This window comes from Nostoc sp. DSM 114160, from assembly GCF_053470305.1.
Genome location: NZ_JBPFGO010000002.1, coordinates 1793731 through 1817893 on the forward strand (window position 1 = coordinate 1793731; position 24163 = coordinate 1817893).

The 24163-nt window shown below is 43.2% G+C and carries 17 protein-coding genes and 1 pseudogene; 7 read left to right on the forward strand and 11 right to left on the reverse strand.

Translation table 11 applies throughout. The features are described 5' to 3' along the window. The first annotated feature begins 563 nt into the window (after nucleotides 1–563). Both smpB and NSTCB13_RS25035 read left to right on the forward strand, forming a co-directional pair. Entirely contained in the window at nucleotides 564–1031 is a 468-nt protein-coding gene (gene smpB / locus NSTCB13_RS25030; protein WP_094349892.1) for an SsrA-binding protein SmpB, read from the forward strand. Nucleotides 1032–1212: 181 nt separating this feature from the next. After that, on the forward strand, nucleotides 1213–1491 hold the full coding sequence (locus tag NSTCB13_RS25035) for a WGxxGxxG family protein (RefSeq protein WP_445630261.1): 279 nt from the start codon (nucleotides 1213–1215) through the stop codon (nucleotides 1489–1491). Between the two features lie 77 nt (nucleotides 1492–1568). On the opposite strand, the gene NSTCB13_RS25040 is transcribed toward NSTCB13_RS25035, so the two are convergent. Further along, nucleotides 1569–2987, reverse strand: a complete 1419-nt coding sequence (locus NSTCB13_RS25040) for an IctB family putative bicarbonate transporter (RefSeq protein WP_445630260.1) — start codon at nucleotides 2985–2987, stop codon at nucleotides 1569–1571. A 331-nt stretch (nucleotides 2988–3318) separates the two neighbouring features. Continuing rightward, complete coding sequence (locus NSTCB13_RS25045) at nucleotides 3319–4872, reverse strand: GAF domain-containing sensor histidine kinase (protein WP_448274216.1); 1554 nt, start codon at nucleotides 4870–4872, stop codon at nucleotides 3319–3321. A 741-nt stretch (nucleotides 4873–5613) separates the two neighbouring features. Here NSTCB13_RS25045 and NSTCB13_RS25050 point away from each other — a divergent pair. From NSTCB13_RS25050 to NSTCB13_RS25070, 5 genes and pseudogenes are all read left to right on the forward strand, one after another. Beyond that, on the forward strand, nucleotides 5614–6807 hold the full coding sequence (locus NSTCB13_RS25050; protein WP_448274146.1) for a DegT/DnrJ/EryC1/StrS family aminotransferase: 1194 nt from the start codon (nucleotides 5614–5616) through the stop codon (nucleotides 6805–6807). 113 nt (nucleotides 6808–6920) lie between these two features. Then, nucleotides 6921–7814 (forward strand): cyanoexosortase B, encoded by an 894-nt coding sequence (crtB, locus tag NSTCB13_RS25055; RefSeq protein ID WP_445630258.1) that lies wholly within the window; start codon nucleotides 6921–6923, stop codon nucleotides 7812–7814. A gap of 184 nt (nucleotides 7815–7998) precedes the next feature. Next, nucleotides 7999–8722: pseudogene (locus tag NSTCB13_RS25060) on the forward strand (cyanoexosortase B system-associated protein). Nucleotides 8723–8956: 234 nt separating this feature from the next. After that, the gene (locus tag NSTCB13_RS25065) at nucleotides 8957–10315 is read left to right on the forward strand and encodes a polysaccharide biosynthesis/export family protein (RefSeq protein ID WP_448274147.1); all 1359 of its coding nucleotides are present in this window, start codon (nucleotides 8957–8959) and stop codon (nucleotides 10313–10315) included. Nucleotides 10316–10535: 220 nt separating this feature from the next. After that, nucleotides 10536–12710, forward strand: coding sequence for a GumC family protein (locus tag NSTCB13_RS25070; RefSeq protein WP_448274148.1), 2175 nt, complete (start codon nucleotides 10536–10538; stop codon nucleotides 12708–12710). 148 nt (nucleotides 12711–12858) lie between these two features. Here the strand turns inward: NSTCB13_RS25070 and NSTCB13_RS25075 are convergent, their stop codons facing one another. The 9 genes from NSTCB13_RS25075 to NSTCB13_RS25115 form a co-directional block, all read right to left on the reverse strand. Next, the gene (locus NSTCB13_RS25075) at nucleotides 12859–13530 is read right to left on the reverse strand and encodes a rhomboid family intramembrane serine protease (protein ID WP_322707346.1); all 672 of its coding nucleotides are present in this window, start codon (nucleotides 13528–13530) and stop codon (nucleotides 12859–12861) included. A gap of 233 nt (nucleotides 13531–13763) precedes the next feature. Further along, entirely contained in the window at nucleotides 13764–14483 is a 720-nt protein-coding gene (locus NSTCB13_RS25080; RefSeq protein ID WP_445630254.1) for a rhomboid family intramembrane serine protease, read from the reverse strand. Nucleotides 14484–14679: 196 nt separating this feature from the next. Further along, the gene (locus tag NSTCB13_RS25085; RefSeq protein WP_448274149.1) at nucleotides 14680–16902 is read right to left on the reverse strand and encodes a hypothetical protein; all 2223 of its coding nucleotides are present in this window, start codon (nucleotides 16900–16902) and stop codon (nucleotides 14680–14682) included. A 131-nt stretch (nucleotides 16903–17033) separates the two neighbouring features. Next, on the reverse strand, nucleotides 17034–18284 hold the full coding sequence (locus NSTCB13_RS25090) for a GAF domain-containing protein (RefSeq protein WP_448274150.1): 1251 nt from the start codon (nucleotides 18282–18284) through the stop codon (nucleotides 17034–17036). Nucleotides 18285–18426: 142 nt separating this feature from the next. Beyond that, nucleotides 18427–19449 carry a chemotaxis protein CheW gene (locus NSTCB13_RS25095; RefSeq protein WP_448268190.1) on the reverse strand — a complete coding sequence of 341 codons (1023 nt, stop codon included), beginning with the start codon at nucleotides 19447–19449 and terminating at the stop codon, nucleotides 18427–18429. Between the two features lie 51 nt (nucleotides 19450–19500). After that, nucleotides 19501–19608, reverse strand: coding sequence for a hypothetical protein (locus tag NSTCB13_RS25100; protein WP_448268191.1), 108 nt, complete (start codon nucleotides 19606–19608; stop codon nucleotides 19501–19503). Nucleotides 19609–19622: 14 nt separating this feature from the next. Next, a complete protein-coding gene (locus NSTCB13_RS25105) occupies nucleotides 19623–19877 on the reverse strand; it encodes a four helix bundle protein (RefSeq protein ID WP_448274151.1) in 255 nt (84 codons plus the stop codon). Between the two features lie 18 nt (nucleotides 19878–19895). Further along, nucleotides 19896–23045, reverse strand: a complete 3150-nt coding sequence (locus tag NSTCB13_RS25110) for a hybrid sensor histidine kinase/response regulator (RefSeq protein WP_448274152.1) — start codon at nucleotides 23043–23045, stop codon at nucleotides 19896–19898. Nucleotides 23046–23307: 262 nt separating this feature from the next. Further along, nucleotides 23308–24150, reverse strand: coding sequence for a methyl-accepting chemotaxis protein (locus tag NSTCB13_RS25115; protein WP_448274153.1), 843 nt, complete (start codon nucleotides 24148–24150; stop codon nucleotides 23308–23310). Nucleotides 24151–24163: the final 13 nt, after the last annotated feature.

Genomic DNA, 24163 nt, shown 5'->3' on the forward strand with positions numbered 1-24163 from the left:
AATGAACACAGACAATAATAGTGTTCTTATGTTTCATACTATGACAGGATTATCAGCTAATGAGTGCTCTCAGGGTTTATTTATAAAGAAAATCTTAAATCATTAGAAAGGTTAACGAAGTGTAACCACCTTAGACTCCCTGTGCTAAGGAGGCATAGAGAGCTTTGTAATTTGTAACAACTCATCATCATTAGTGTCATACCAATTCTTTGTCAGGACTTATGCAAAAAGAAAGTGAAAATCTTGATTTTCTGTACGGAGTTTTTCCTAGATAAGCGGCTTACCACAAGGTATTGCCTTTACTTGATGTGTAAGTCCTATTTGTGAAACTGCACAAAATCTGGCTTGGTGAGACAAGTTGCTCAAGCAACTTGTTTTATGAAATCTTAGAGGTAATCGGTATCAGCTAACTTAAAATTGTCAGAAAACCTTAATTGTGAACTTAGAAAAGCTAAATTAGTGATATACAGTTCACCATTTATAGCGGTTCTAAGATACACCGTATAATTCACAAGCCAATCCAAATAATTTTTTAGGTACATTTAAAGCACACAAAATTATCAATGAGCGACAAGAACGAAGGTTACAAAGTTATTTGCGACAACCGTCAAGCCCGTTATTTGTATGAAATTCTAGAAACTTACGAAGCTGGAATTGAGTTGACAGGAACAGAGGTGAAGTCGATTCGTGCGGGTAAAGTCAATCTCCAAGATGGCTATGCTTTGCTTCGCAATGGCGAAGCATGGTTGATCAATGTGCATATCTCGCCTTACAACGCTAGTGGACAATATTTTAATCATGAACCACGGCGTACACGTAAACTTCTATTGCATCGTCAAGAACTCCGTAAGCTAATTGGCAAAGTTGAACAGCAAGGTTTAACTTTAATCCCCTTGAAAATGTATCTCAAACGAGGCTGGTTAAAAGTCAGTATAGCTCTTGGCAAAGGTAAAAAGCTCCACGATAAACGAGAAGACCTGAAACGACGCCAAGACCAACGTGACATTCAACGGGCAATGAAAAGTTATTGAGGATTCAGTGTTGCTAAACTACCACAAAGAGTGAGAAACGTATTGCTGTAAAAGCTATGTCGTATGTCTACAGCGTGAGTTATGAAAATGTTTAGTTTATAGCCACAGATTGATTTTGTTAAAGTTGAGAATCGATACAGTGGTGAGTGACTTCGGATAGCATCAGGAACTTTTACAACTTATGAAAAGTAATTTCATTACCGCTGTTAGCGCTGGCATTCTCACCTTGAGTATGGGAGTTTTACCTTTAACTCTATCTGCACAAGCTCAAACAACTAATGACACTGGAACCACTACTGCTCCAACAACGACTACTAACAACCGCAACGATTTTGATTGGGGTTGGTTAGGATTGCTTGGTTTATTCGGTCTAGGCGGGTTGGCTGGTAAAAAGAACGATCGCGAATCTGTAGCTTATCGCGACCCTAATGCTCCAAGTGCCACTACCTACAGAGACTAGACAATTCAAAATTTATTTATGCAAAATTCAAAAGTTGTCAGTTGTTCGGTAAGAAAACAACTGACGACTTATTTATATTAGTTTGTTGCTGGATCTGAGTTAGTTGTATTTGTCTGGTTTTGAGCTAAAGGTGTCCAGTAGCTGGCAATTAAGGCAACGATCAGCCACCAGAGGGTATTGACTTCAGGACGATACCAGACAGTATCTACGGTGCCGTGAGCTAGCATACCCAACAAAGTAGCGATCGCTCCGATTAACCAAAATCCTTCTACACTTCTGATTTGTCGCAATCGTTGCACTTGTAAAAATGCGGTATTAAATGTGACAATTAGTAGCCAGAGAAAGCAGGCTAAACCAACAAAGCCAGTTTCTACAGTCACTTCAAACAATATCGAATAGGCGCTCAAAGCAGTGTAACGAGGGCGTTGGTAAAGGGGATAAACTTTATTAAAAGAGTTGTGACCAGGCCCAATGCCGAAAATCGGGCGATCGCGAATCATTTCAAAAACAGCATCCCACACATTTCGGCGAAAATTATTACTGCTATCTTTACGGTCGGCAAAAATACTAAACACTCGCAGTCGCACTGGCTCTACAAATATCACTGCTAGCACCAATACGCCGATCAAACCTCCTAAAATAATCGGTATTGACCAAGTACGCCAAAAACGAGGCATTTCCACACTTTTCCAATAAACTAGCAATGTCATCACAGCCAAAACTGCCACCACTAGTCCAATCCAACCGCCACGACTAAAAGTCAGAATCAGGCAGGAACTATTGACAATTAGCATAGTTAATGCAAGAGCTTTTTTAGGCCAGCTTTGCCATGCAAAAATTGCCACTAAGCTAAAAATTACTGCTGGTAAGAGGTATCCAGCCAATAAGTTGGGATTGCCTAAATAACTGTAGACTCTTGTAGTCTTAGACATAGGAGATTCAGGATCGACCCAAGTCGCCAGTGCTGTGGCTCCAAAAAACCATTGCCGCAACCCGTATACACTAACAATTAACGATACGTGCAGATAAAGGATGATAATCCAAGAACGGAGGCGAGGCGACCTTAATACCCTGGCACAAAGGACAAATAGTAGCAAATACAAGGTCAAGGTTCCCAAGTCGTTAAGTGCCGCCTTTTTCACTGGTGATAATGCTGTTGCGACTGCGGCAACTCCCCAATAGAGCAATACCAGTAAGTGAATGGGAGTGACTGACGAGACATTTGCTGGTGTTACTTCATCAGATATAGTCAACAACAGCCAAAATCCGACACAAGCCACCAGCAAAAAGCCTACCAATGTACTCGAAGCAAAAGGTGCTAGAGCATATATTAAGCTGAGTAAAGCCGCTGCGATCGCATCTCCCCATTGAAGCAAGACGCTAGTTTGCCGCCAAGAACTTAGCAATCCCACCAGAGAGCGGTGTACATAACTGGTAGCAAGATATTCTTTGAGCGGTAAAGTTGATAGAGTAAATCGTTGCCAGACTAAATTCATAAAAAACATTGCGATCGATTAGCCTGCCGACGCAGAACTTGGAATCGATCATAATGCCTATAGCTATAAAAAGGTAATAACAGAAATTGCCCATCGCGTGATGGCGCTCTTATTCCTAGCCATCAGCCAATAGGAAGTTAAGAATAGTTACTTCATATACTTAGTACAGCTTGATGTAAAATAGTGGCTAATTGAGGGTTGAAATTTAAAGGCATAGGTAAGCGTAGAAGCACACAGAGAATTAATCAAATCTAGATAGAAAATACGTCTTTCCCAATCTCCATTACCCCTTATCCCCTTCTTGGGACCCCACCTTCCCCAATCCCCACAATTAGGCATCGCTAATTGCTTGCGAGGAAGTCGCTAGTTGCAGTGGTAAAGAAAGCACATAACGATATCCTGATTCTGGTGAACCTTGAATCAAAATATGTCCACCATGTAATTCTGCCAGTTGACAGCTTAGTAATAGACCTAAGCTTTCACGAGAAAGACTTCCATGTGATTTAGCTAAATTTATACCTGAACTAGTAGCCAAGAAATTTGAGTGAGAATCACTCAAGTTTTTGGAATTTTCCACTGCTACTGATGAAGTATCTAGTTGTTCTTGTCTTTCTGTATGAGTATTGTAAGTTGCGACCTCACCTGTAAGCTCCAGCAGCGACAAAGAATTGAGACGGAAGTAAGGATCGACCTCTGTTATGCCATCCCCTAACCAGGGATGAGAAACCCAAATAGTAATGTTGAGCGTATCTTCTTTATAAGAAACATGAATGCGAACAATGCTACCTGTAGCCGAAAGTTGAATCACACTGAAAACCAGATGATAAAGCATTTGCCGCACCTTGTCTTTATCTAAAGGCCAAATGCGATTGCGTCCCGGTTCTATAGACAGGCGAATATCTTGCTCGCGGCGATTAGCTACTTCTTCTAGGGTATTGATAGCTTGTTGGCATAGCATTTCAATATCCACGGGAGCTAGATTTAGTACAGTTGAGTTTTCATCCATCGCTCCTAGTTCGGTAATTTCGTTTACTAGGGAAAGTAAGTACCGACCACTGTGTTGGATAATTTCTAAATATTCTCTCTGCTTAGTCGTCAAAGGCCCATAAATCTCACGTCCTAAAACACTAGCCATACCGAGTACAGATGTTAAGGGCGTGCGTAATTCCTGAGTTAGCTGACTCAAAAGTTCTAGCTTCAGTTGCTTAGTAGAAACAGAGTCGTTATCTTGAGTGGATGCAGTGATTTTAATCTCAGTGTTACGTTCCTCATTCAGTGAAAATATCGGAACGTTCTTGGCAGGGGTTGATTCGAGTTTGCCTTGCAGGAGTCTATTACGTTCAAATTCACTCATGCTCCAACGAGCGATGATTTGTAAAAACTCAATGTCTTGGGGTGTAAAATTGCGCGGGACTAAATCCATCACCGCCAATGCACCTAAACAATGTCCCTCAGCATCAATCAGTGGCGCTCCTAAGTAAGCACGAATACCATAATCTTGCACCAACTTACTGCTAACAAGTATTGGGTCGGTAAGTTTATGCGTATCATTTATTTTAATGTATTGGAAAGTCTCTACTACTTGAGTACAAAATGATTCCCGGCGTGGTAGTTGGCGGCTTTGTGCTAAATGATTCATTAATCCCAGCCTAGATAAGCCCACCGCCGACTTGAACCAGTGGCGTTCTTGATCCACAAATCCCAATATGGAAATTGGCGCTTCCAAAAAGCGGGCAGCAGTCTGTGTGGCTTCTTCAAAAACCGGAATCGTTTCTGGTTGCCGCAAACCTAAATCGGACAAAGCTTTGAGGCGTTGCTGTTCTCTTGATTCATGAGAATCCCAACCATCCTTTAGGGCAAATAATTTGTTTTCAGGCTCTATCATTGCCACTGCTACCTTAATAATTTCTCTATCGTGTAATTGATCCAAGTCCTATTTCTAGGTTATCAATTGCTATTTTTAAGCATTCCCTAATTTTGCCTCTGACAAACAAATTTAGGGCAAAAATTTTTTCTCCCTTGCACTAAGCCAAGATGTGGTGTCTGCTAGTTACTAGTTACTGGTGCTGAATGTTCTTTATTTAGCACTGATGTAGTCTTTATTGCTTGGGATTTTGCAATCAGACTGCGTTAGATTTGAATTCAGCCAGGGTAAGCTAATGCTAAGGATACAATACAAAGGGGCTATCATTCTTTATGTATATAAGGGAAAATTTTGACTTGAACATTCAAAGTAGATTTACTTAATAAAATAGATGTTAGTGTAATTAAATATAGACATTTTACTGATAACAACTAGCACCCAGAGATGATAATCCTAGTGCAAGATGACCTAAATAGGCCAACCATATCTCTACGGATTAGCAAACTACCAAATTATTGAAAAGCCCAGTTTATGAACTTTTTGAATTTTGAGAGAAGTTGGAGTGCCGGCTTTAGAGAAGTCTGATGGCGACTTTGGGCACTCAAATTAAGAGGGCGTGATTTTGAAAACCATAATCGACGACTAAATAATTGATCTAAGCCTTTATCTAATAGATTAAATCTATGACAATTTCATGTCGAAAATTGTACAAGGTTTTCTATTTTTTCCATGTGAGGAAACATTTTTTGAGGACGACTGGTAATGAATAAAATGACTATTAGAGTTCCTTTTGTAGACCTAAGTTTACAACATGAACCAATTCAAACGCAATTGCAAGATGCAATCCAATCTGTATTGGAACGGGGAGATTTTATTTTAGGGCAAGCACTCTCAGATTTTGAAGCAGCATTTGCAGCAGTATCTGGTACGGCTTATGGAGTTGGTGTAGCATCAGGAACAGATGCGATCGCTTTGGGATTACAAGCGTGTAATATTGGTGCTGGCGATGAAGTAATTTTACCCGCAAATACTTTTGTCGCCACCTTAATTGGGGTGCTACGTGCTGGCGCCAAGCCAATTTTGGTAGATTGCGATCGCCAAACTGCTTTAATTGATTTAAGAGAAGCCGCAAAGGCAATTACGCCTCAGACTAAAGCAATCATCCCCGTGCATCTCTATGGTCAGATGGTATCACCACGCGATCTAGTGAACTTTGCCGATACCTACAAACTCCTAATTTTTGAAGATGCCGCCCAAGCACATCTCGCCCAAAGAGACGGATATTACGCTGGTTCAGTAGGAATAGCAGCAGCTTTTAGTTTCTATCCCAGCAAAAATTTGGGAGCATTTGGGGATGGAGGAATCCTGCTGACACGAGATTCAGATGTAGCCCAGAAGATGGTGCGCTTGCGCAATTATGGTGCATCGCAAAAGTATTTTCATACTGAACCAGGTACGAATAGCCGCTTGGATACTTTGCAAGCAGCAATTTTGCACAAAAAACTTCCATATTTGCCGCAGTGGAATCGCGAGCGCTTGACTATTGCCAAACAGTATGATATTAAACTAGCACCCTTAGCAACTGCTGGAATTATCCCCATAGAAAATCAAAGCGATACAGGACACGTTTATCATCTTTATGTGATTAAAGTAGATGATTCTTGCCCAATAGAACGCCACCAACTCCAGGAAAAACTCACTGCGGCGGGAATTCAAACTGGTATTCACTACCCAATTCCTTGTCATCTCCAGCCAGCATTTACTAACTTAGGCTATCAACCAGGAGATTTTCCCCAAGCAGAGAAGTTGTCAAAGCAAATATTATCATTGCCGATGTATCCTGGTTTAAGTAGTAGCCAAGTTAAAGAAGTTGTAGCAGCGATCGCCAATGCAGTCTCAACAAGTTATCAGGTAGATAATCTATCTACTGCTGACCTGGGCAGCGTGGTAGCCTGAAGTTAATTCATACTTAATTTGTCATTTGTCCTTTGTCATTTATCCTTTGCAAATGACCAATGACTAATGACCAATTACTAATGACCAATGACTAATGACTAATACTTAAAATCATGGCACTCCAGCAACAGGTTAAAAATATAAACGCATCAGGCTTGTTAAATCTAGCTATTTTAGGCGTTTTGCTGCTGCTTTATGCTCCAATATTGCTACACTGGTTGGATGGTTGGCTGCACAAAAATATCAGTACAGAACACGAATATTTCAGCCACGGGATTATTGGTCTACCATTTGCGGCTTATCTGGGCTGGATGAACCGGAAAAAGTGGAGACGTTTGCCAGATACTATCAATCCTTTGGGCGCTGTTTTATTGTTATTAGGGGCAGCTTTTTATCTTAGCGGTGTTACAGAGTGGGTTAACCTTTCCTTGCCCGTTATATTAATCGGATTATGCTTGTGGTTTAAGGGAATAGCAGGTTTGCAATTACAAGGATTTCCTCTACTACTAGTATTTTTAGCCACCCCAACAGCATTACCCTATCTCATTGCTCCCTATACCATGCCTCTGCAAAGCTTCATCGCTGGCACAGCAGGCTTCATACTGAATCAATTTGGGATGGAAGTAACCGTAGATGAGATCAATCTTTACGTAGGAGGACGGATTGTAGAAGTTGCTCCTTATTGTGCAGGGCTGAAAATGTTGTTTACGACTCTCTACGTTGGTTTGATGCTGCTTTATTGGACAGATGCTTTGTCTTCACGGCGGACAACTATATCGTTTTTATCTCTTGCTGCGATCGTTAGTATTACTGCCAATATCATTCGTAATACTTTACTGACTTTCTTTCACGGCACGGGTCAAGAAGCCGCTTTTAAATGGCTGCATGAGGGTTGGGGTGGCGATCTCTACTCTGCTTGTATGCTGGTGTCACTAGTGCCCTTACTGAATTGGATTAATAACTATTTTTCAGCATCTCTAGAAACTGAGCAAGAAGCAGAAAGTTAGCACCATTAGGCATTGGGCACAAGAGGCAGAGAGGAAGAGGGGAAAAATTACTGCAACTTCTCCCCTGTTCTCCACTCTCCACTCCCTTAATTTTTGATCGCTTATACGTAAGTCCTAAATATTACTGAACTCACAATGTGATTTTATAAAGTAAGATTTTGCCTAAGTATTGCAAATTTTACTGATGATTTCCTTCTCTAAATTTTTCAAGGAAAACCAATTGACTCAGGTAGCAGCACTTTTGTTATTGCTACTGCTGCTAGCAATGGCGGGGGTTCCCGGATATCTGACAGGACACTGGCAATGGAAACAACCGCCCCCTGTTCCTACCCTCCACGAATTAAAACAGATCCGCAAGACTGGGTTAACCCTTCCTGGTTGGCAAACCATTGAACAAGCAGAACAGCAAATTGGCGAACATAATTGGTCTTTGCAAGTAATTAAAAAAGAAGGTTCCGAATCCCAAGCAATCCTGCTTTTGTTGCCGCAAAATGGGCCTATGGATCAACCAGAGGTAGAGTGGACAGATGTTAACGGTTGGGGAAGGGTCACGCTGGGGAAAGTGGGATGTAGCTCAATCTCGTTCTGCGGAATTTACTGTCAAACCATCTGCAAAGTTGGCTTCTAATGTCGAAACTAAAGTAGAAGCTAGATTTTTTCGCGCCTCTACACCACAGCAAACCTTCGCTGTTTTGCAATGGTATGCGATGCCAGACGGCGGAAATCCATCACCTTTTCACTGGTTCTTGGCAGATCAACTGGCACAGTGGCGCAAGCAACGCACTCCTTGGGTTGGCGTGAGCATTCTGATTCCAATGGAACCTTTGGGGCAGGTAGAAACATCTTGGCCTTTAGCCCAGTCTATTGGGGAAACAGTACAAGCTGCATTAATGGCAGGCCCTTTGTAGAGTTTGTTATAGATGCAGTTGTGCAGAGATTCTTCAAAAGTATCTCTATAAATTATGTTCAGGTTGAAATTCACCTAAAATGATGTTAATAACATGAAATTAGAAATTAAATTTAGCAAAGTTATTCTCTTTCTCTTGGTAAATACTTGTAGATAAAAGAGACATTGAAGGCATTTTTAGAGTAAAATAACCCCTCGGCGCTACTAATTTCTAATATAAATATTTTCTGCACCGATGTTCATAGATCCCAGTTATTATATGCGTGGATTCAGCGCCTTGTGTTTTGTCAGTCTTCAAGTAGGAGTTTTCTTAACAACACCTATCCAACTTGTTGTTGCCCAACCTTTTCCATCTCAAAGACAATCACCAGGGCTATTCCCTTCGCCTTTGCCAGGTACTGAAGTTATACCTCAAGGTACGAATGAAGAAATTTCTCCGCAACTCAGTCGCTACCTCTTGGGACCAGGAGATGCAATTGGTGTTGTGCTTCAGCGTCCTCCTGGCCCATACCGTTTAGGCATAGGGGATGGAATTAGCGTTTCGGTTCAGCGCTTTCCAGATTTAAGCTTTCAAGCTTTAATTAACCCAGAAGGTAATATTGCGGTGCCGTTATTGGGAACAGTTTCTTTACAAGGTTTAACTTTGGAAGAAGCTCAAGAAAAAATTCGCTTGGGTTTAAATCGTTATGTAGTCGATCCAATCATAGTTTTAGCCTTAGTAACGCAGCGTCCAGACCTTAGTTTTCAAGCTGTAATTAGTGCAGAAGGCAACATCATCGTGCCACAAGTCGGAACGGTGTCATTAAAAGGTTTAACCTTGGAAGAAGCTCAAGAAAAAATTCGCCTGGGCTTGAGTCGCTTTTTCCCAGATCCAATCGTGGTAGTATCCTTAGCAGGAACGCGACCAGTTCAAGTTACCATTAGCGGGGAAATATTTCGACCAGGAATTTATCCAATTAATTCACCAACACCCCGCGTTGCTGATGCTTTGCTAGTATCTGGTGGTTCAACGTTGAATGCAGACCTGCGACAGGTGCAAGTACGCCGAAAGTTAATCGATGGTTCTGTGATTTCACAAACTATTGACTTATACGCAGCACTGCAAAATGGCGGTTCAATCCCGAATTTACGCTTACAAGACGGAGATGCGATACTCGTGCCCCGTCGTGAAGTTGGTAATGAGGATGGTTATGACCGCAATTTAGTAGCACGTTCATCCTTAGCCACACCACAGATTAGAGTCCGAGTTTTAAACTACGCTGCGGGTGGTCTTTCCATTCAAGCACTGCCCAACGGCAGTACATTTGTAGATGCTTTGGGAGGTGTAAATCTAGACACTGCTAATTTGAGAGATATTGCTCTGGTTCGCTTTGATTCAGAACGAGGCAAAGCTGTTACTCAAAAACTTGATGCTAAAAAAGCTCTCGGCGGTGATGCGTCGCAAAATGTAGCACTTCAAGATAACGATGTTATTGTTGTTGGTCGGAACCTCATTGGTAGAATTACTAATTTCTTGACCACCATTACCCAACCTTTCTTCAATGTTCAATCCTTTCTCCGGTTTTTTGACAACATCGGAGGTGGCTCGAGATAGTAACATAAAAAAAGGATACAACCTAGAAATAGTTTGGCGTGTAGGAAGCCACATGTCTAACTGATATTTGAATTTATTAATGGAAAAATATTAAAGATATCAACCGATATATACAGTAGGAAGTTGATAGCATACTTGTATCAAAGCCACTATCTTTAGTTTGGTGCTTCCTAAATTTTGAATTTTGAATATTTAAATTTTGAATTGGAGCGAAGCGACCATGACCCCACCAATTGTTAAACGCTATCTGATTGCTTTTGATAAATATAAGTGGATTGGATTAGCTAGTTTTGGTTTAGTTGTCGCCGGATCAACTGTGGTAGCTATGCAACCAGAGCCACCTACTAGCTATATAGCATCTGGGGCACTTACTTATAGTGGACCACCAGTTTCTTTCTCTGCAACTGGTAATGAAATCCAACAGCAAGGGAAGGAACTAAATGAGGAAGTTTTACTATCAAACCAGATAATTGCAGGTGTGGCGGAGAAAGTTGGTGTCAAACCGAAACAACTCGGTGCAAGTCTTGCTCTTGCTCTACCTAAAAAAAATGCTAAGAGTGGAGAATTAGAGTCTTCTACCTTTGAACTTAAATATGTAGATAGTGACGCCAAACGAGCCATACAGGTAGTGACGGAATTGATGCAAGCAATGATTAAGTTGAGTAGTGACATCAATACTGGGCGCTTACAAGCAATTATTCAAAAGATTAACGATCGCACACCACAAGCTAAACGGGAATTGCAAATTGCTGAAAAGAAGCTGGAACAATACGATCGCGTCGAGCGAACTGCAATATTAGCAGCAGAGAATGGCAGCTTGTTAAGCGCCATTACTGCCAGCCAAAATCTACAACGACAACTTCAATTAACTATTTCTGGGGTTGATGGTCAAGCTCGCAGTTTACAAAATAAGTTAGGCTTAACAGTCGGACAAGCTTATGTTTCTTCTGCTTTGAGTGCCGATCCAATTATTGGTAACTTACGAGCGCAAATTTATCAAAGTGAATCGCAAATCGCTGTACTCAGAAAAGATTTGCGGCCGGAACATCCAACGATGGTGCAGTTAATGCGTCAGAAACAAGCTGCTGAGGAATTACTACAACAACGTGCTGCTGAGGTTTTAGGTGGTGGTGGAACTGCGGCTCCGCTTCAGGGTAGCGTTGCAGGTATTCGGACTCAAAGCAGTTTAGATCCAACACGCCAGCAATTGGCAAACCAAATGGTGTCTTTACAAACCCAACGGGAGACACTGCAACAACAACTAGCTCAAGAAATCCAACTAGAAGCGCGACTCCGGCGAGAGTATGCTCTGATACCTAATAAGCAATTAGAGCGATCGCGTTTAGAACAGGAGGTTGGACTCAAAAAAGGCATCTATGACCAAATGCAGGCGAAGCTAACCGATGCCAAAACCGCAGAGGCAGAAACTACTAGCAGCCTTAGTATTGCCAGACGCCCCGCAGTTACTGTCGATCCTAAACCTCCGAAGAGTGTGCCTATTACCCTTGCTGTGGGTGGTTTCTTAGGTGTATTGATTGGTGGCGGGGTGATATTTTTGTTAGGAGCGCTGGAAGGGACTTTCAAAACCAGAGAGGATATTCGCGAGAGCCTCAAGCAACGAGAAGTGGCACTGTTGGGAGAATTGCCTTTAATGCCAGTTGATGATTTGGAGCCAGATGCAGTACCGGTAGTATTTTCCCAAGATTCTCCTTATTTAGAATTTTATGAGAAATTCCGTAGTAATATGCGCCGGATTGGTGGTAAAAACTTAAAGGTAGTATTAATTACTAGCACCAGTAGCCTAGAGGGGAAAACGGCAAGTGCTTATAATTTGGGTGTTGCTTCCGCTCGTGCTGGTAAAAGAACTCTAATTATTGAAACAGATTTGCGATCGCCTTCTCGTTGTACATCCTTGAAAGTAATCCCTGACCCTGAAGCTACTATTGAACCCCTGCGTTATTACGCTAATTTGAGTGAATGTATTCGTTTAGTTCCTGATGTTGAAAATTTATACATTCTTCCCAGCCCTGGCCCAGTACGGCAATCCGCTGCTATTCTTGAATCCAGCGAAATGCGGCGGCTGATCGAAGATGTCCGCGAACGATTTGATTTAGTTATTTTAGATACTAGCCCACTCAGCACATCCAATGACCCATTGTTAATTCAACCCTACAGCGATGGGATCGTATTGGTGGCGCGACCAAACTATACGCAAGAGAATATGCTAGGTGAAACTATCGATCAATTGGTTGAATCTGAACTGGGGTTATTGGGAGCAATTATTAATGGTGCTGATATCATCGTTTCTGTACCTGAAGAAGTTGCAAAATCATCAACATTTACATCTCAAGTAGAACAGTCAGAAGAAGTTTCAGCGAGTGCCAACAAAAACTAATAGTTTTCAAATGTATAAATTTTAACGCAGAGTATGGCATTGGCATTCGCTTTAGCGTCTCAGAAAGAGAAGCGTTTCGTTGAGAAGATTAGGACAGAGAATTGAGAGGTAGCAATTTTTGTGCTACGAGTTTCAGAAAATGCTGTATTCAGTCGCGCCGAAACAAGCCAAATAAGGGAGCAAGAATTACCCCAAAGACAAAACCACCGATGTGCGCCCAATATGCGACTCCACCAGTTTCCACGCTCATGTTAGCGGCTGTTTGCAGGGTAGCAAGACCGGAAATTACATTTTGCACGATGAAAAGTCCAATTATTACTAGTGCTGGAACTCTGATTGTGGTGATGAAAAACCCCAAAAATATTAAAGTCATGACTTGAGCGTGGGGAAAGCGGATAATGTACGCACCTAAAATCCCAGAAATTGCACCACTTGCCCCCAAAGAAGGAATCTCAGAATTCATCCCAATAAACCATTGGCACAAGGCAGCTAAAGCACCACATGCCAAATAAAAAATCAGATATTTGGCATGACCCAATCGATCTTCAATATTGTTGCCAAAAACCCAGAGAAACACCATATTTGAGATTAAGTGCCACCAACCACCATGTAAAAATTGCGACGTAAATAACGTTATCCACTCTCCATTCAAATTAGTAGTTAACTCTTGAGGTACTACTGCATACTCACTTAAAAACTGACTCAATTGTGCATGTGACAGGCTCACCTCGTGAATAAAAACTAAAACATTCATGCCAATTAACCCATAGGTGAAATACGGGGTAATTCGCGTCGGATTTTCATCGTAGAGGGGAAACACAGATGTTTTTCCTAAATTATTGACTAACTGCAATATAGCTTGTCAGGCTAGCAGTTGCGAAGGTTAAACAATTTCACCTATTCAATCAATCAGCATAATTGAGGCTAAAAACGATACTATAGGAATCCGCTTTGATTCGGAGAAATTATTTGCGTAGGGAGGGAATAGGGAAGAATTAATGAATGTGTACTAAGTTTTTTTCACGCAATCAAATACGAGTCCTATATTAAAAATTACTTGTACCAAGATTCTTCCTGAGATTTATCGCTAAATAAACCCAACAGTGGGCCAAGAATTGCCCCAAAGATAAACCCGCCTGCATGGGCCCAGTAGGCAATACCACCGCTTTCCATACCGATGTTGGTACGTGCTTCCAGGCTGGTAAATCCGTAGAAGGCTTGTTCGAGAAACCAGAATCCTAAAAAGAAATATGCGGGGACACGGAAAGTTGGGAAGAAAAACCCTAAAGGTACAACGCCAAGGACTTCGGCGTTGGGAAAGCGAAGAATATATGCACCCATAACACCTGCGATCGCACCACTTGCACCCAAAGAAGGAATGCTAGAATCTTGAGCGAAGAACCACTGGGTCAAGGATGCCAAAACACCGCAAGATAAATAAAACAGTAAATATTTGGCATGACCTAACTTATCTTCAACGTTGTTGCCAAAAATCCAGAGAAACAACATATTCCCAGCTAAGTGCAAGAAACCACCGTGCAAAAATTGGGAAGTAATCAAAGTCGCCCACTCTGGAACTGGTTGATGTACAGAGATACCCGCAAAACTTAAAGTCAGTTCTCGTGGAACTACAGCCGCAAGATGTAAAAATCCATTTAATGCTTGTGGAGGAAGATTTGCTTCATAAAGAAAAGCGAGGACATTGGCAGCAATCAGCCCATAAGTTACATAAGGCGTGATTTTTGTCGGATTATTATCTCTAATGGGAACCACGAGCGTTTTTTCCTGATTTTAAGACAGCAATTCTACAATACGGAATTTTGTAAGTAGTTTCTTCTACCTCGTGGATGGATATCAGTTTAATATTTGAGATTTCTTGTAGGACTTACCTCAATTCGAGGGTCTTCCAGACTGCAAAAGTATTTGAGGATAGTATCGTCGTAACTTAGTTTTTTCGGCAGGTATTGATTCACTCTAGAGATTTTGTGAGAAGCTGACCATCCAAAACCAGGCTAAGTTGCCCATTGGCAAGAATGCTAGATCCTTGGATATAAGCAGCAACTGGGATTGCTTCCCCCAGAGGATGGATTGCAGAGGATTGCTTGCCGATGATGCAATCTACTTCTACAGCACATCGTTTGTTTAAGTAACGAAATACTAATAAAGGCTTATCCTGCTTGAAAGCATTTAGTGTATCTGTGCTGTAGGTAGTAACTGAAGTGGGAAGGTGGTTAAGACAAGTCAGCACATCAGTCAATAAGTAGATAGGGACGAGCATTTCTGTTGTCAGATGCTCGTCAGCATAACCAAGGAAGCCACTGGTGCCAGAAGACTGCAATAATAACATACGTCCCGCTTGAGTTTGGATAATTTGTTCGGACTGGGATAGACAAATTTGCTCTACGGAATCGGCAATAAATGCATATACTCTGGAGTTAGCTTGACAGACAATCAGTTGAGCAATTTTTTGCTCTAGGGGAATTTGCAGCGAGAAGGCTGTACCATGTCCAGCTTTAGACTTCAATACTATTCTTCCTTGAATAGCTGTTAATTGCTTGCAAACTTCGGTTAATTCTGCTCCTAACTCTAAGGCAGCCCGATCGCACAAAACAGATGAAACCTCTGGTTCAAGTACCAACTCAGTCACTTGTAAAATATCCCCTGGTTTTGTCAGGGCGAATCCTTGGGCTAAAGCTTGTTGATAGATTTGAGATAAGTTAAGTCCTGCACCATCATCACAGCCATCAATAATTAATTGATTTCCCTGCTGGTAAATTTGAATTTCAATAATTCCGTTGCTATTTTTACCTAGCTGTTGGCGTGTTTGGGAAGATTCTATACTTTGCTCTAGTAAATAGCAACTTATATGCAACAGGAGGACACGGAGGCGATCGCTAAACGCGCGATCGACTTGAATATCGCTAATTTGTAAATGTAATCTAGCAGACTTATCTTGTAGAGCTTGTAACTGTGACCAAAGCCGATGCAACGGTTCTAAGGCTACTTTTAAAGAAATGTTTGTAACTTTTTTGACTAAATCGGCAGAACGATTAAGTAAATTTTCCTGCTGTATGAGTTCTTGTTTGAGTTGATGGCGATCGTTATTCAGGGAATGAACAGTTGATGTCACCTGAGACGCTTGGGCTAAAACAGATTGCAGAGTACTGTACAATTGCTGAGAGCGAGAAGCAGCTAGAGGAGAAAGGGTATCTGAAATTGCTGCTAAACGTCCTGACCATTCCTGTAAATTGTCCAACAGGCGTTGTAATCGCTTCACTTGTCGTAGCAACTGCCCGATGGTATGTTGCTGTTGTTCTTCGTGACAAGCTTGCCGATCGTAGTTAGTTAGTAATGTTGCAATCAGCGCGTTTAGTTGTTCGAGATGTTGAATATTGATGGGTGTAGCGGCTGGAATACTGGTTGCAATAATGGTGGGAATGAATTCTTGCAAAGAGAGTGGATGGCGATCGCTCGAAGATTTAACTAAGGATGCTTCAGATATTTCAGCAGGCAGGAAAAAATCTCCCAACCAAGCCTGAAAATCTTCTTCCCCATACTCCTCCAAGTTTGCTAGTTCCCTTACCTTAACGGGAAGCTGCTCAGTATCTAAGTCACAAACGCTACTAACGGATTGTGTAATTTGGCTTATTAGTTCCTTGTCTTTAACCATAACTTGCTCTGGTAGAGATGCAGAAGATTCCACCTCGGCCAAGGAATCGCCAAACTGGATAACTGATTGATGTTTCTGCGATCGCTCTAACGATGTATCAAGGTGTGTATCCTGGGAATCCCTAAACTCTGCTTGCAGACGAGCAACAATGGCAGACATCCGCTCCAGAATTTCTACTTCCTCAATTTTCGAGGCTGTTAAAAATGCCATCAATAGCATTTGTAAGCAATCTAATCCTTCCGACAACAGAGAGGCAATTGTGCCGTCAATAGTTGCTCGATACTGATACAAAAGCTGAAAAATCTCTTCTAGGGCAGCCGCAACTATAGCAATCGTATCTAACTCGGCTGCGATAGCAATCGAATGTAGAGAGCCAGCAGCTTCCATGAGAGCCAAAGCTGTACCGGGGTTACTGTCTTTTGTATAGTTAGGCAACTCCTGCTCCAAGAACAGTAACAAATCGATCGCTTCTTCTAGAAAGCGATCGTCGTTCTGCGGTTGGGGGACAAAATCGGTACTCATCGAAACTCCTGGTTTGTGACAATTCTATAGACTTCTTGCAGAAGTCGGGAAAAGGGGAAGGGGGAAAGGGGAAAGCGGCTCAGAAAAACCCTTTTCCCTTTAACCTTTTCCCTTTCCCCATCTTGCAAAAGTTACTTTTGCAAGAGGTCTATTGATTTGAGGGTAGAAGCAGCAATCTGGGCGATCGCTCTAAATTGCTCTTGGATTTGCGCGATTGACTCCAGCCCCGCACTAATTTGGCGATCGCAGGGCTCGATAGCAGAAGCAACGTCTTTTGTTGCTACTTGAAGTTCTTGGAACCATTCCTCTATATTTACAGTGCTTTCGCGGGCTTGACGGGCGAGAATTTCCACCTGTTCGGCAGCAGCTAACAAACTTAGTTCCTGGTCGTTAGCTTTTGTTGCTTCGATGGCTGTATTTAAAGACAAAATCTGAATTTTGCTACTTAAGCCTTCCACAAGGCCAACAAAGCTAGAAGCTTGCTGGCAAAATTCACCAAGGTATTGCAGCTGTTTATTAGTAAAAGTAACAGTATCTTGAATAGACATTAAATACTCGCGCTCTAGCTCGGCAATTCTTACTCCTTGTTGTACGGCCTGGCTCACCTGCTGCAATGGTACTAATAACTGTGAGCGATCGAAAGATTCAGCCTTTTCGGGAGGCGGTGACAGTTGTTGAGCAGGTGGTACTATTTCAGCCGAGTGCAAGTTAATTGTCAACATCATTCCTACTTGTTGCAGCAAACTGCGCTCTGCTTCTTGCCATTTTCGGGGTGCAAGGCAATGCTGAATCACTAACAAACCCCAAGGCTGTTGTTTGACAATCAAGGGTAAGCACAGACTCGCTTGCACCTGAAAGCGTTGCCAAAATTGCTGTTGGCGTGGGGTTAGTTCTAATACTTCAGTTGGGTCACTAACATCGGGTTGAGTAACAAACAAATTTATCGGTAGGGATTGGTTGAGCAAGGATGTCCAAATCGGTTGTATAGCTTCAGCGATCGCTCGAGTGCGATTATCTTCCTCAAAACGATAAATCAGGACGCGATCGGCACTGAGAACATCTCGCAAGGCGGTGACTGTAGCTTCCAAAAGTGCGGTTTGGCCTTTTGCCTGCTGCATTTGCCGAGCAATTGCCGCCAGTTGTTCTCGTTGGGACTGAAAAGCCCTTTGCACATAGTCATCATTGTTACTGGGCGAATCCTGAGTCAAAGCTTGGATAAAAGCTTCGATTTGACTGACCTTGTGCTGCAATTGAGCGACCTTTGGCCCCTTAGCAGATTGAAAGACTGCTTTGAGTACAGCCACATTAGCCAAAATTTCTTCTATCTGGATTTGATTGTCAGGCTGGGTTTCAAAATTAGGGTCTAAAGTTGCGATCGTCACACAAAACTCCTTGGCAGCATCAAGTCAAATAAAAAAGCAGGGGAGCAGGGAGCAAGGGAGCAGGGGGAAAAATCACGCCACTTGTGGGTGTTAGCGGAGCGGAACGAAGTTTGGTTTGTACCTTTATGCCCCCTCCCTCTTATCAGTGGGTTTGCCATTGCAATGTCTGGGCGATGGCTTTGGTGTCTAAAATCCAGCGATCGCCTGGCAGAATACCTCGAACAAAATTTTGCAGTTTGTTTGGAGAAAAGTCGGTTGGTACCGATTGTGCTTGCTGTAAATCCTGCCACTCTACATCGTAGACATGAGCTACCAAAAACCCGATTATCTGATTTTGCAGCTCGATAACCAGAACCATTGGCTTTTCTGGTCGTGAGTGCCGCTTTAAAAGCGGCGCATAACCAAGCAAATGTTCTAAGTCAACCACCCGCAACATCTGTCCTTGCCAATTATAGAAACCTAAAATCCAACTTGGTAAGGCCGGGGCTGGGGAAATTTCTTGGCTAGCGAGATGAATAATGTCCTGTAATGAGTGGAATGGTAGCAATCCACTTCCTCGATCGCCCAAGGAAAAACGAAGAAATCTTTGCCGTTGTTCGCCTGATGTCAGCCCAGGAGTTAAGGTTGGGGTTGTTCCGGGCAACCCCAACTTATCAGCCAATATCTGGCTCATGCCTAGAAGAAGTACTTTGAGTGGTTCCTCGTTTGGTGCTACAGACAAAACAGCCATGTGGCTCACACAGCTTAACTCCGCCACTTGCCGATAAGACCACGGCACCGGACGCACAACTTCCAAAGGAATATCGATTAAAGCAGGAGGCTTGTCTACAGAAATGCCACAAATTTCCCCAGTCCGCGTTTGAGTCAGGAGTAGGAAGCGCCCTGAAGTGTCAACCGCAGAAACTTGATGCGCCTGTTGGGTTTGTAATTGCGGAATTAACTTTTGGCGCAAGTCCACAATCGTAATAGTTTGCGCTCCCAAATCGACCATCCCGATACCACTTTCAACCGTACTGCTAATAGGGGGACAAGCAATCACTTTGAGAACTGCACCAACTGGCAGAGCAAATAAATAGTCTGCGATCGCAAAAACAACGACTCGTAATGAGTCGGTTTCGCTCACAGCGCCAGATAATCGCTTAAACGGAAAGGGAGTGTTGAGCATAAATATTCATGAAGAAGGGGAAGGGGGAAAGGGTAAGGGGTAAAGGTTTGATTATTTTAATGACTGATTTATAGATTGAATTTGATTAGATAGCATACGGCTCAACTCTATAGCTTGATTAGAAAGTTGTGTATAAGTTGATTGGTCTAGATAGCCCACTTCTAACGCTACTCTTAAAAGACTGCGAACTTCACCAGCAGCCCTTTAGCAATATTTAGAAAGTTTAAGTATTCTTTGCGAGAATATCGTTCAAATCCTTCTGCAATATTTGTAGGTATTGATACGGATGCACGTCTTAACTGATCTCTTAAAGCAAAGTCTTTACTCAGTTCACCTTTCTTAGTTATTAAGTATATTTGTTTAACTAAGTCAATACCTTTTTGCCATACTTTTAAATCCTCAAAAGTTTCAATTTTTTTCCTTTCCATTCCTTTCTCCTTTCCCCTTTACCCATTAACCAGTTCGCCGATGGTGGCTAGGAAGTTCTGTTCGGAATAGGGTTTGGTTAGATAAGCTTTCGCCCCTAGAGCTAAAGCTAATTGGCGGTGTTTCTGGCCGCTACGAGTAGTCAGCATCACTACAGGAATTCCGGACAAACGCTCGTCTTGGCGATGGTGTTCTAAAAACTCAAATCCATTCATCCGTGGCATTTCAATGTCACAAATCACTAGATTGACATTACCGTGTTGAAGCATTTGCGCGATTCCCTCTCGACCATCGCCTGCTTGCAACACTTGATAATCGGCTTTCTGGAGCGTCTGCACCAAACTTTGCCTTTGGACAACCGAATCTTCCACCACTAACACTGTTAGTCGGTTGGGTTGAGCAACGGCTGTATTAAGTTCTATTGGCTGTTGTTGCGGTTGGGTTATCGTTAGCTCAGATTGCTGCCCCTCTAGAGTAAGAACAGTCTCAGGCGCAGGCAAGAGTTTAGTTGTCAGACTTGATGCCGGGGAAGTCGGCATTATATCTGTCTCCCAGGTTTGACGAACTAACTCCAACGGGTCAATCGTTAGGGTGAGACTACCATTTCCCAACACGCTGTAGCCTTGGATGTAACTAGGTAAAGTCAGGACTCTGCCGAGGGATTTAATTACTAATTCCTGCTCGACTAAAATCTGATCGACTTGCAAACACAGGTATTGCTGCTCTGTTTGCAACAGTAGCAGAGGTTCGACGGTGTTGCGTTGTTTGACTGGAAAAGGACTGAGGGTTAAATTGTGGTCTTGGGTGAATAAAGGATATTTGTAATCCAGCAAATTGGCAAGCGGGCGGATGGGAACTAGTTGCTGATTTTGCCCTTCTCCCCACTGCCAGAATTTTTGCATACCTTGACCGTGTAAAGATTGCTGGACTTGAATCTGGTCTGGCTGCGGTAATAAAACTTGGCTAATTCCTTCAGACAGCAAGGCATAAGTAATACCTTGAGATTGACAAACGAGCAAGCGTGCCGTTGTTAAGCTCAGGGGCAATTGCAGGGTGAAGGTGGTTCCCTGACCTGAAAGCGATCGCACCACAATCGAACCTTGTAAAGCTTGCAATTGAGTGCGAACGACATCTAAGCCGATACCGCGGCCAGATAACTCACCAACCTGGTTAGCAGTAGAAAAGCCTGGTTCAAATAATAACTCTGCCAGTTGGTCTTCGGAGGCGTAGGCAGCTTGATCCGATGTTAATAAGTGTTTTTCTATACCTCGTTGACGAATGGATTCCCAGTTAAAGCCTCGACCATCATCTCGTACCTCAATAGTAGTGCGGTTGCCTTGATGATAAGCTTGAATTGTAATTGTTCCGGTTTCTGGTTTACCTTGCTGTCTACGGGTTTCTACTGATTCAATGCCGTGATCGAAAGCATTGCGAATCATGTGCAGCAAGGGATCGTACAGCTGCTCGGAAATGGCTTTATCGACCAGTACTTTCGTACCGTCAAGCTTAAGTTCAACAGGCTTATGATAAGTTGCTACCATCTGTTGCAGGAGGCGAGGAAAGCGATTTAACACTGTTCCCAGTGGCACCATTCTCGCTTGCAGCAAATCTTCCTGCGCTCCTGAGAGCAGTTGCTTGCGCTTTCCGAGACTAAAGCGAGATTGCTGAACTAAAGTATTAAAAGTCTCAATCCGTTCTCCTAATTGCACCATGTCTTCTGTCAGATTTTGCAAGAGAATGTGCAACTCGCTATAGCTATCCATTTCTAAGGCATCAAAATTAGATTGTGCCTGGCCAGTTGGGGAAGCAGGGACAATTGAGCAGCGTGGGTATCGCTGCTTTGCGCGTTCGGGAAGCAATTGTCGATCCGACCAAGTAGAAACTTTACTCAGTTGTTGTTGACAGTGCAAAAACTGTAGTAGAGTCTCTTGAGCAGCTTTGTGGATGTGATTAGATTGGAGGTTTTGTTGGTTTTCGTTGATGAGCAATTCCCCAATCGTATGGCTGAGGCGATCGAGTTGTTCGATCGCTACTCGGATACTGGGAAGTGCTGCCGATGACTGAGCCTGGAGGCTTGGCGCTGGTGGTGGAGAGGCTGGCCGTTCTGAGTCTGTGTATCGACAGGATGTCTGTGGATCTCCTATCCAGATTGACTGTAAAATCCGATCTATGGCAGAGGGAGCTACTACTGAATCCTGAGAAATTGGTTCCAGTACCTCCGGCGATTTCGCTACGGAGTTATCAGTTCGCTTCGGGAAAAACGACCAAATTGATTCGGCTTCGCTGGCACTGAGGAGAGGAGATGGCTGATTTTCAGTTGTAGTCGTTTGTGTGGGTGGGGCAGCTATGGAAACTGGCTGCCCTTGCGGTTCTGGGACAGGAGTAGTTATTCCTGCCCATTCTCGCAATTGGGGAAATATCTCTCCACCTTGAATGCGATCGCCTGCGAGTACTGTTGCTTGAGCCGCTTTAAAATTTTCTAAAGCCACCTGAGCGATTTGCAGTACTTTGTCTGGATGCGCTTTGAGAGCGTTTAGGGTTGCTTGGGCAATTTCTCCCAATCCAGATAAGCTATAAGACGCTGCTAGTTCGGCAAAAAATTCTGCTTGAGAGTTGAGTGTTGTTTGAATTTGCTGCGGATCTTGGCTTTGAATGTCAGCTTCCAGCTGTTGCAAATCCTGGGGTACACTCCCAGAAAATATTGACTCTACTACATCAAAGCCAAGTTCTTCAGAATTGGGGAGCGGAGCCTCACGACCAAAAAAGTCGCCTAGTTTATGTTGGAGTTCGGCGAAGATTGAGGCAGTTTTATCGAGTATTTCTGCTTCATTGTAGGATAAGCCCATCAAGGTTGCACTCAATGGAGTTCGCAGGCACTCATAAGCATCTAGAAGCAAAGCACCCAATTCTGGATCGATTTCCAACTCTTGAGGGTATAACGCCTGGAATACATCTTCCAAATGATGGGCAATTGTCTTAATCGTTTCGTGTCCAACACTGGCAGCACTCCCTTTGAGAGTATGGGCGCTTCGCATCAAGGCGTGAACTTTTTCTGTGGTTTTTTCATCAAGTAAACCGAGCAGACTTTGCTCAATGGTTTGCAACAACTCTGCCGCTTCAGCCAGAAAAGCCTGCTCTAACTGCGCTTGATTAATGAGATCGGGGTTCATAATACGCTTGGTGTCAAGGAGATTTATCTGTTAAGGCAGGCAGGGGGGGCAGGGGGGCAGGGGAGGCAGGGGAGGCAGGGGAAGATGAGGGAGACAAGGGGGACAAGGGAGACAAGGAAGATAAGGGGGACAAGGGGGACAAGGAAGATAAGTCTTCACTTCTGCCTCCTGCCTTCTGCCTCCTGCCTTCTGCCTCCTGCCTCCTGCCTCCTGCCTTCTGCCTCCTGCCTTATCCTGAGAACAAATATTCACCACGACTTACTTAGTCAACTTTGAACTGGCTAACGCTGGTTTCCAGTTGTTGTGAAGTCATTCGTAGTTCCTCAAAAGACTCGGAAATGTGGATGGCACTTTGGGAAGTCTTGCGAGCGATCGCCGATACATCCATCATCGCTTCTGTCAATATCTGAGATTGCTGGCTTTGCGTGGAAACTGCTTGAGTAATTCCTTGCACTAGTCCACCAATTTCGTTGGTAGCTGCCACGATCGCAATCAGGGAATGACGCGTCTCATCGATTAAGTTCGAGCCTTGGACAACTTGGGTAATCCCGACTTCCATTGCTTCGGTAACTTCGTTGGTTCCACTTTGAATTTCTTGCACGAGTCGCTCAATTTCTGTGGTGGCACTCGCTGACTGATAAGCCAGGGAACGCACTTCATCTGCAACCACCGCAAAGCCTTTACCGTACTCTCCGGCACGGGTAGCCTCAATCGCCGCATTCAGAGCCAGCAAATTAGTTTGAGTAGCAAAGTTTTCGATCAGGCTGACTACTTTCGAGATTTTCTGAGAAGCTTCACCGAGGCGTTTAATCTTCTTCGCTGTTTCGGAGACGGTTTCCCGAATCTCCAAAATGCCATCTACGGTTCTTTCCATCAGAGAATCGCCAGCTTGGACGGTTCTATTAGCTTCTTGCACCGCCTGTCCTACTCTTTGGGCATCAACAGCAACTACCTGGGTGGAAGCTACCATCATTTGTAATTGTTCCAAAGCGCGTTCGAGTCGTTCTGCTTGCTGTTGAGCTTGGTTAGATAGTTGTACTACTGAGGTAGTGTTACTGCTGGAATTTTCACTCACCCTGCTAGCAGCAATCTGGACTTGTCGCACTAAATCTCGCAAG

What these genes read in the sequence shown, in the direction of transcription:
- NSTCB13_RS25105 (WP_448274151.1), bottom strand. Translation starts at nt 19,877, where the DNA reads ATGGAAAGGAAAAAAATTGAAACTTTTGAGGATTTAAAAGTATGGCAA.
- NSTCB13_RS25040 (WP_445630260.1), bottom strand. Translation starts at nt 2,987, where the DNA reads ATGAATTTAGTCTGGCAACGATTTACTCTATCAACTTTACCGCTCAAA.
- NSTCB13_RS25095 (WP_448268190.1), bottom strand. Translation starts at nt 19,449, where the DNA reads ATGCTCAACACTCCCTTTCCGTTTAAGCGATTATCTGGCGCTGTGAGC.
- NSTCB13_RS25085 (WP_448274149.1), bottom strand. Translation starts at nt 16,902, where the DNA reads ATGAGTACCGATTTTGTCCCCCAACCGCAGAACGACGATCGCTTTCTA.
- NSTCB13_RS25110 (WP_448274152.1), bottom strand. Translation starts at nt 23,045, where the DNA reads ATGAACCCCGATCTCATTAATCAAGCGCAGTTAGAGCAGGCTTTTCTG.
- NSTCB13_RS25065 (WP_448274147.1), top strand. Translation starts at nt 8,957, where the DNA reads ATGTTCATAGATCCCAGTTATTATATGCGTGGATTCAGCGCCTTGTGT.
- crtB (WP_445630258.1), top strand. Translation starts at nt 6,921, where the DNA reads ATGGCACTCCAGCAACAGGTTAAAAATATAAACGCATCAGGCTTGTTA.
- NSTCB13_RS25035 (WP_445630261.1), top strand. Translation starts at nt 1,213, where the DNA reads ATGAAAAGTAATTTCATTACCGCTGTTAGCGCTGGCATTCTCACCTTG.
- smpB (WP_094349892.1), top strand. Translation starts at nt 564, where the DNA reads ATGAGCGACAAGAACGAAGGTTACAAAGTTATTTGCGACAACCGTCAA.
- NSTCB13_RS25045 (WP_448274216.1), bottom strand. Translation starts at nt 4,872, where the DNA reads ATGATAGAGCCTGAAAACAAATTATTTGCCCTAAAGGATGGTTGGGAT.
- NSTCB13_RS25070 (WP_448274148.1), top strand. Translation starts at nt 10,536, where the DNA reads ATGACCCCACCAATTGTTAAACGCTATCTGATTGCTTTTGATAAATAT.
- NSTCB13_RS25050 (WP_448274146.1), top strand. Translation starts at nt 5,614, where the DNA reads ATGAATAAAATGACTATTAGAGTTCCTTTTGTAGACCTAAGTTTACAA.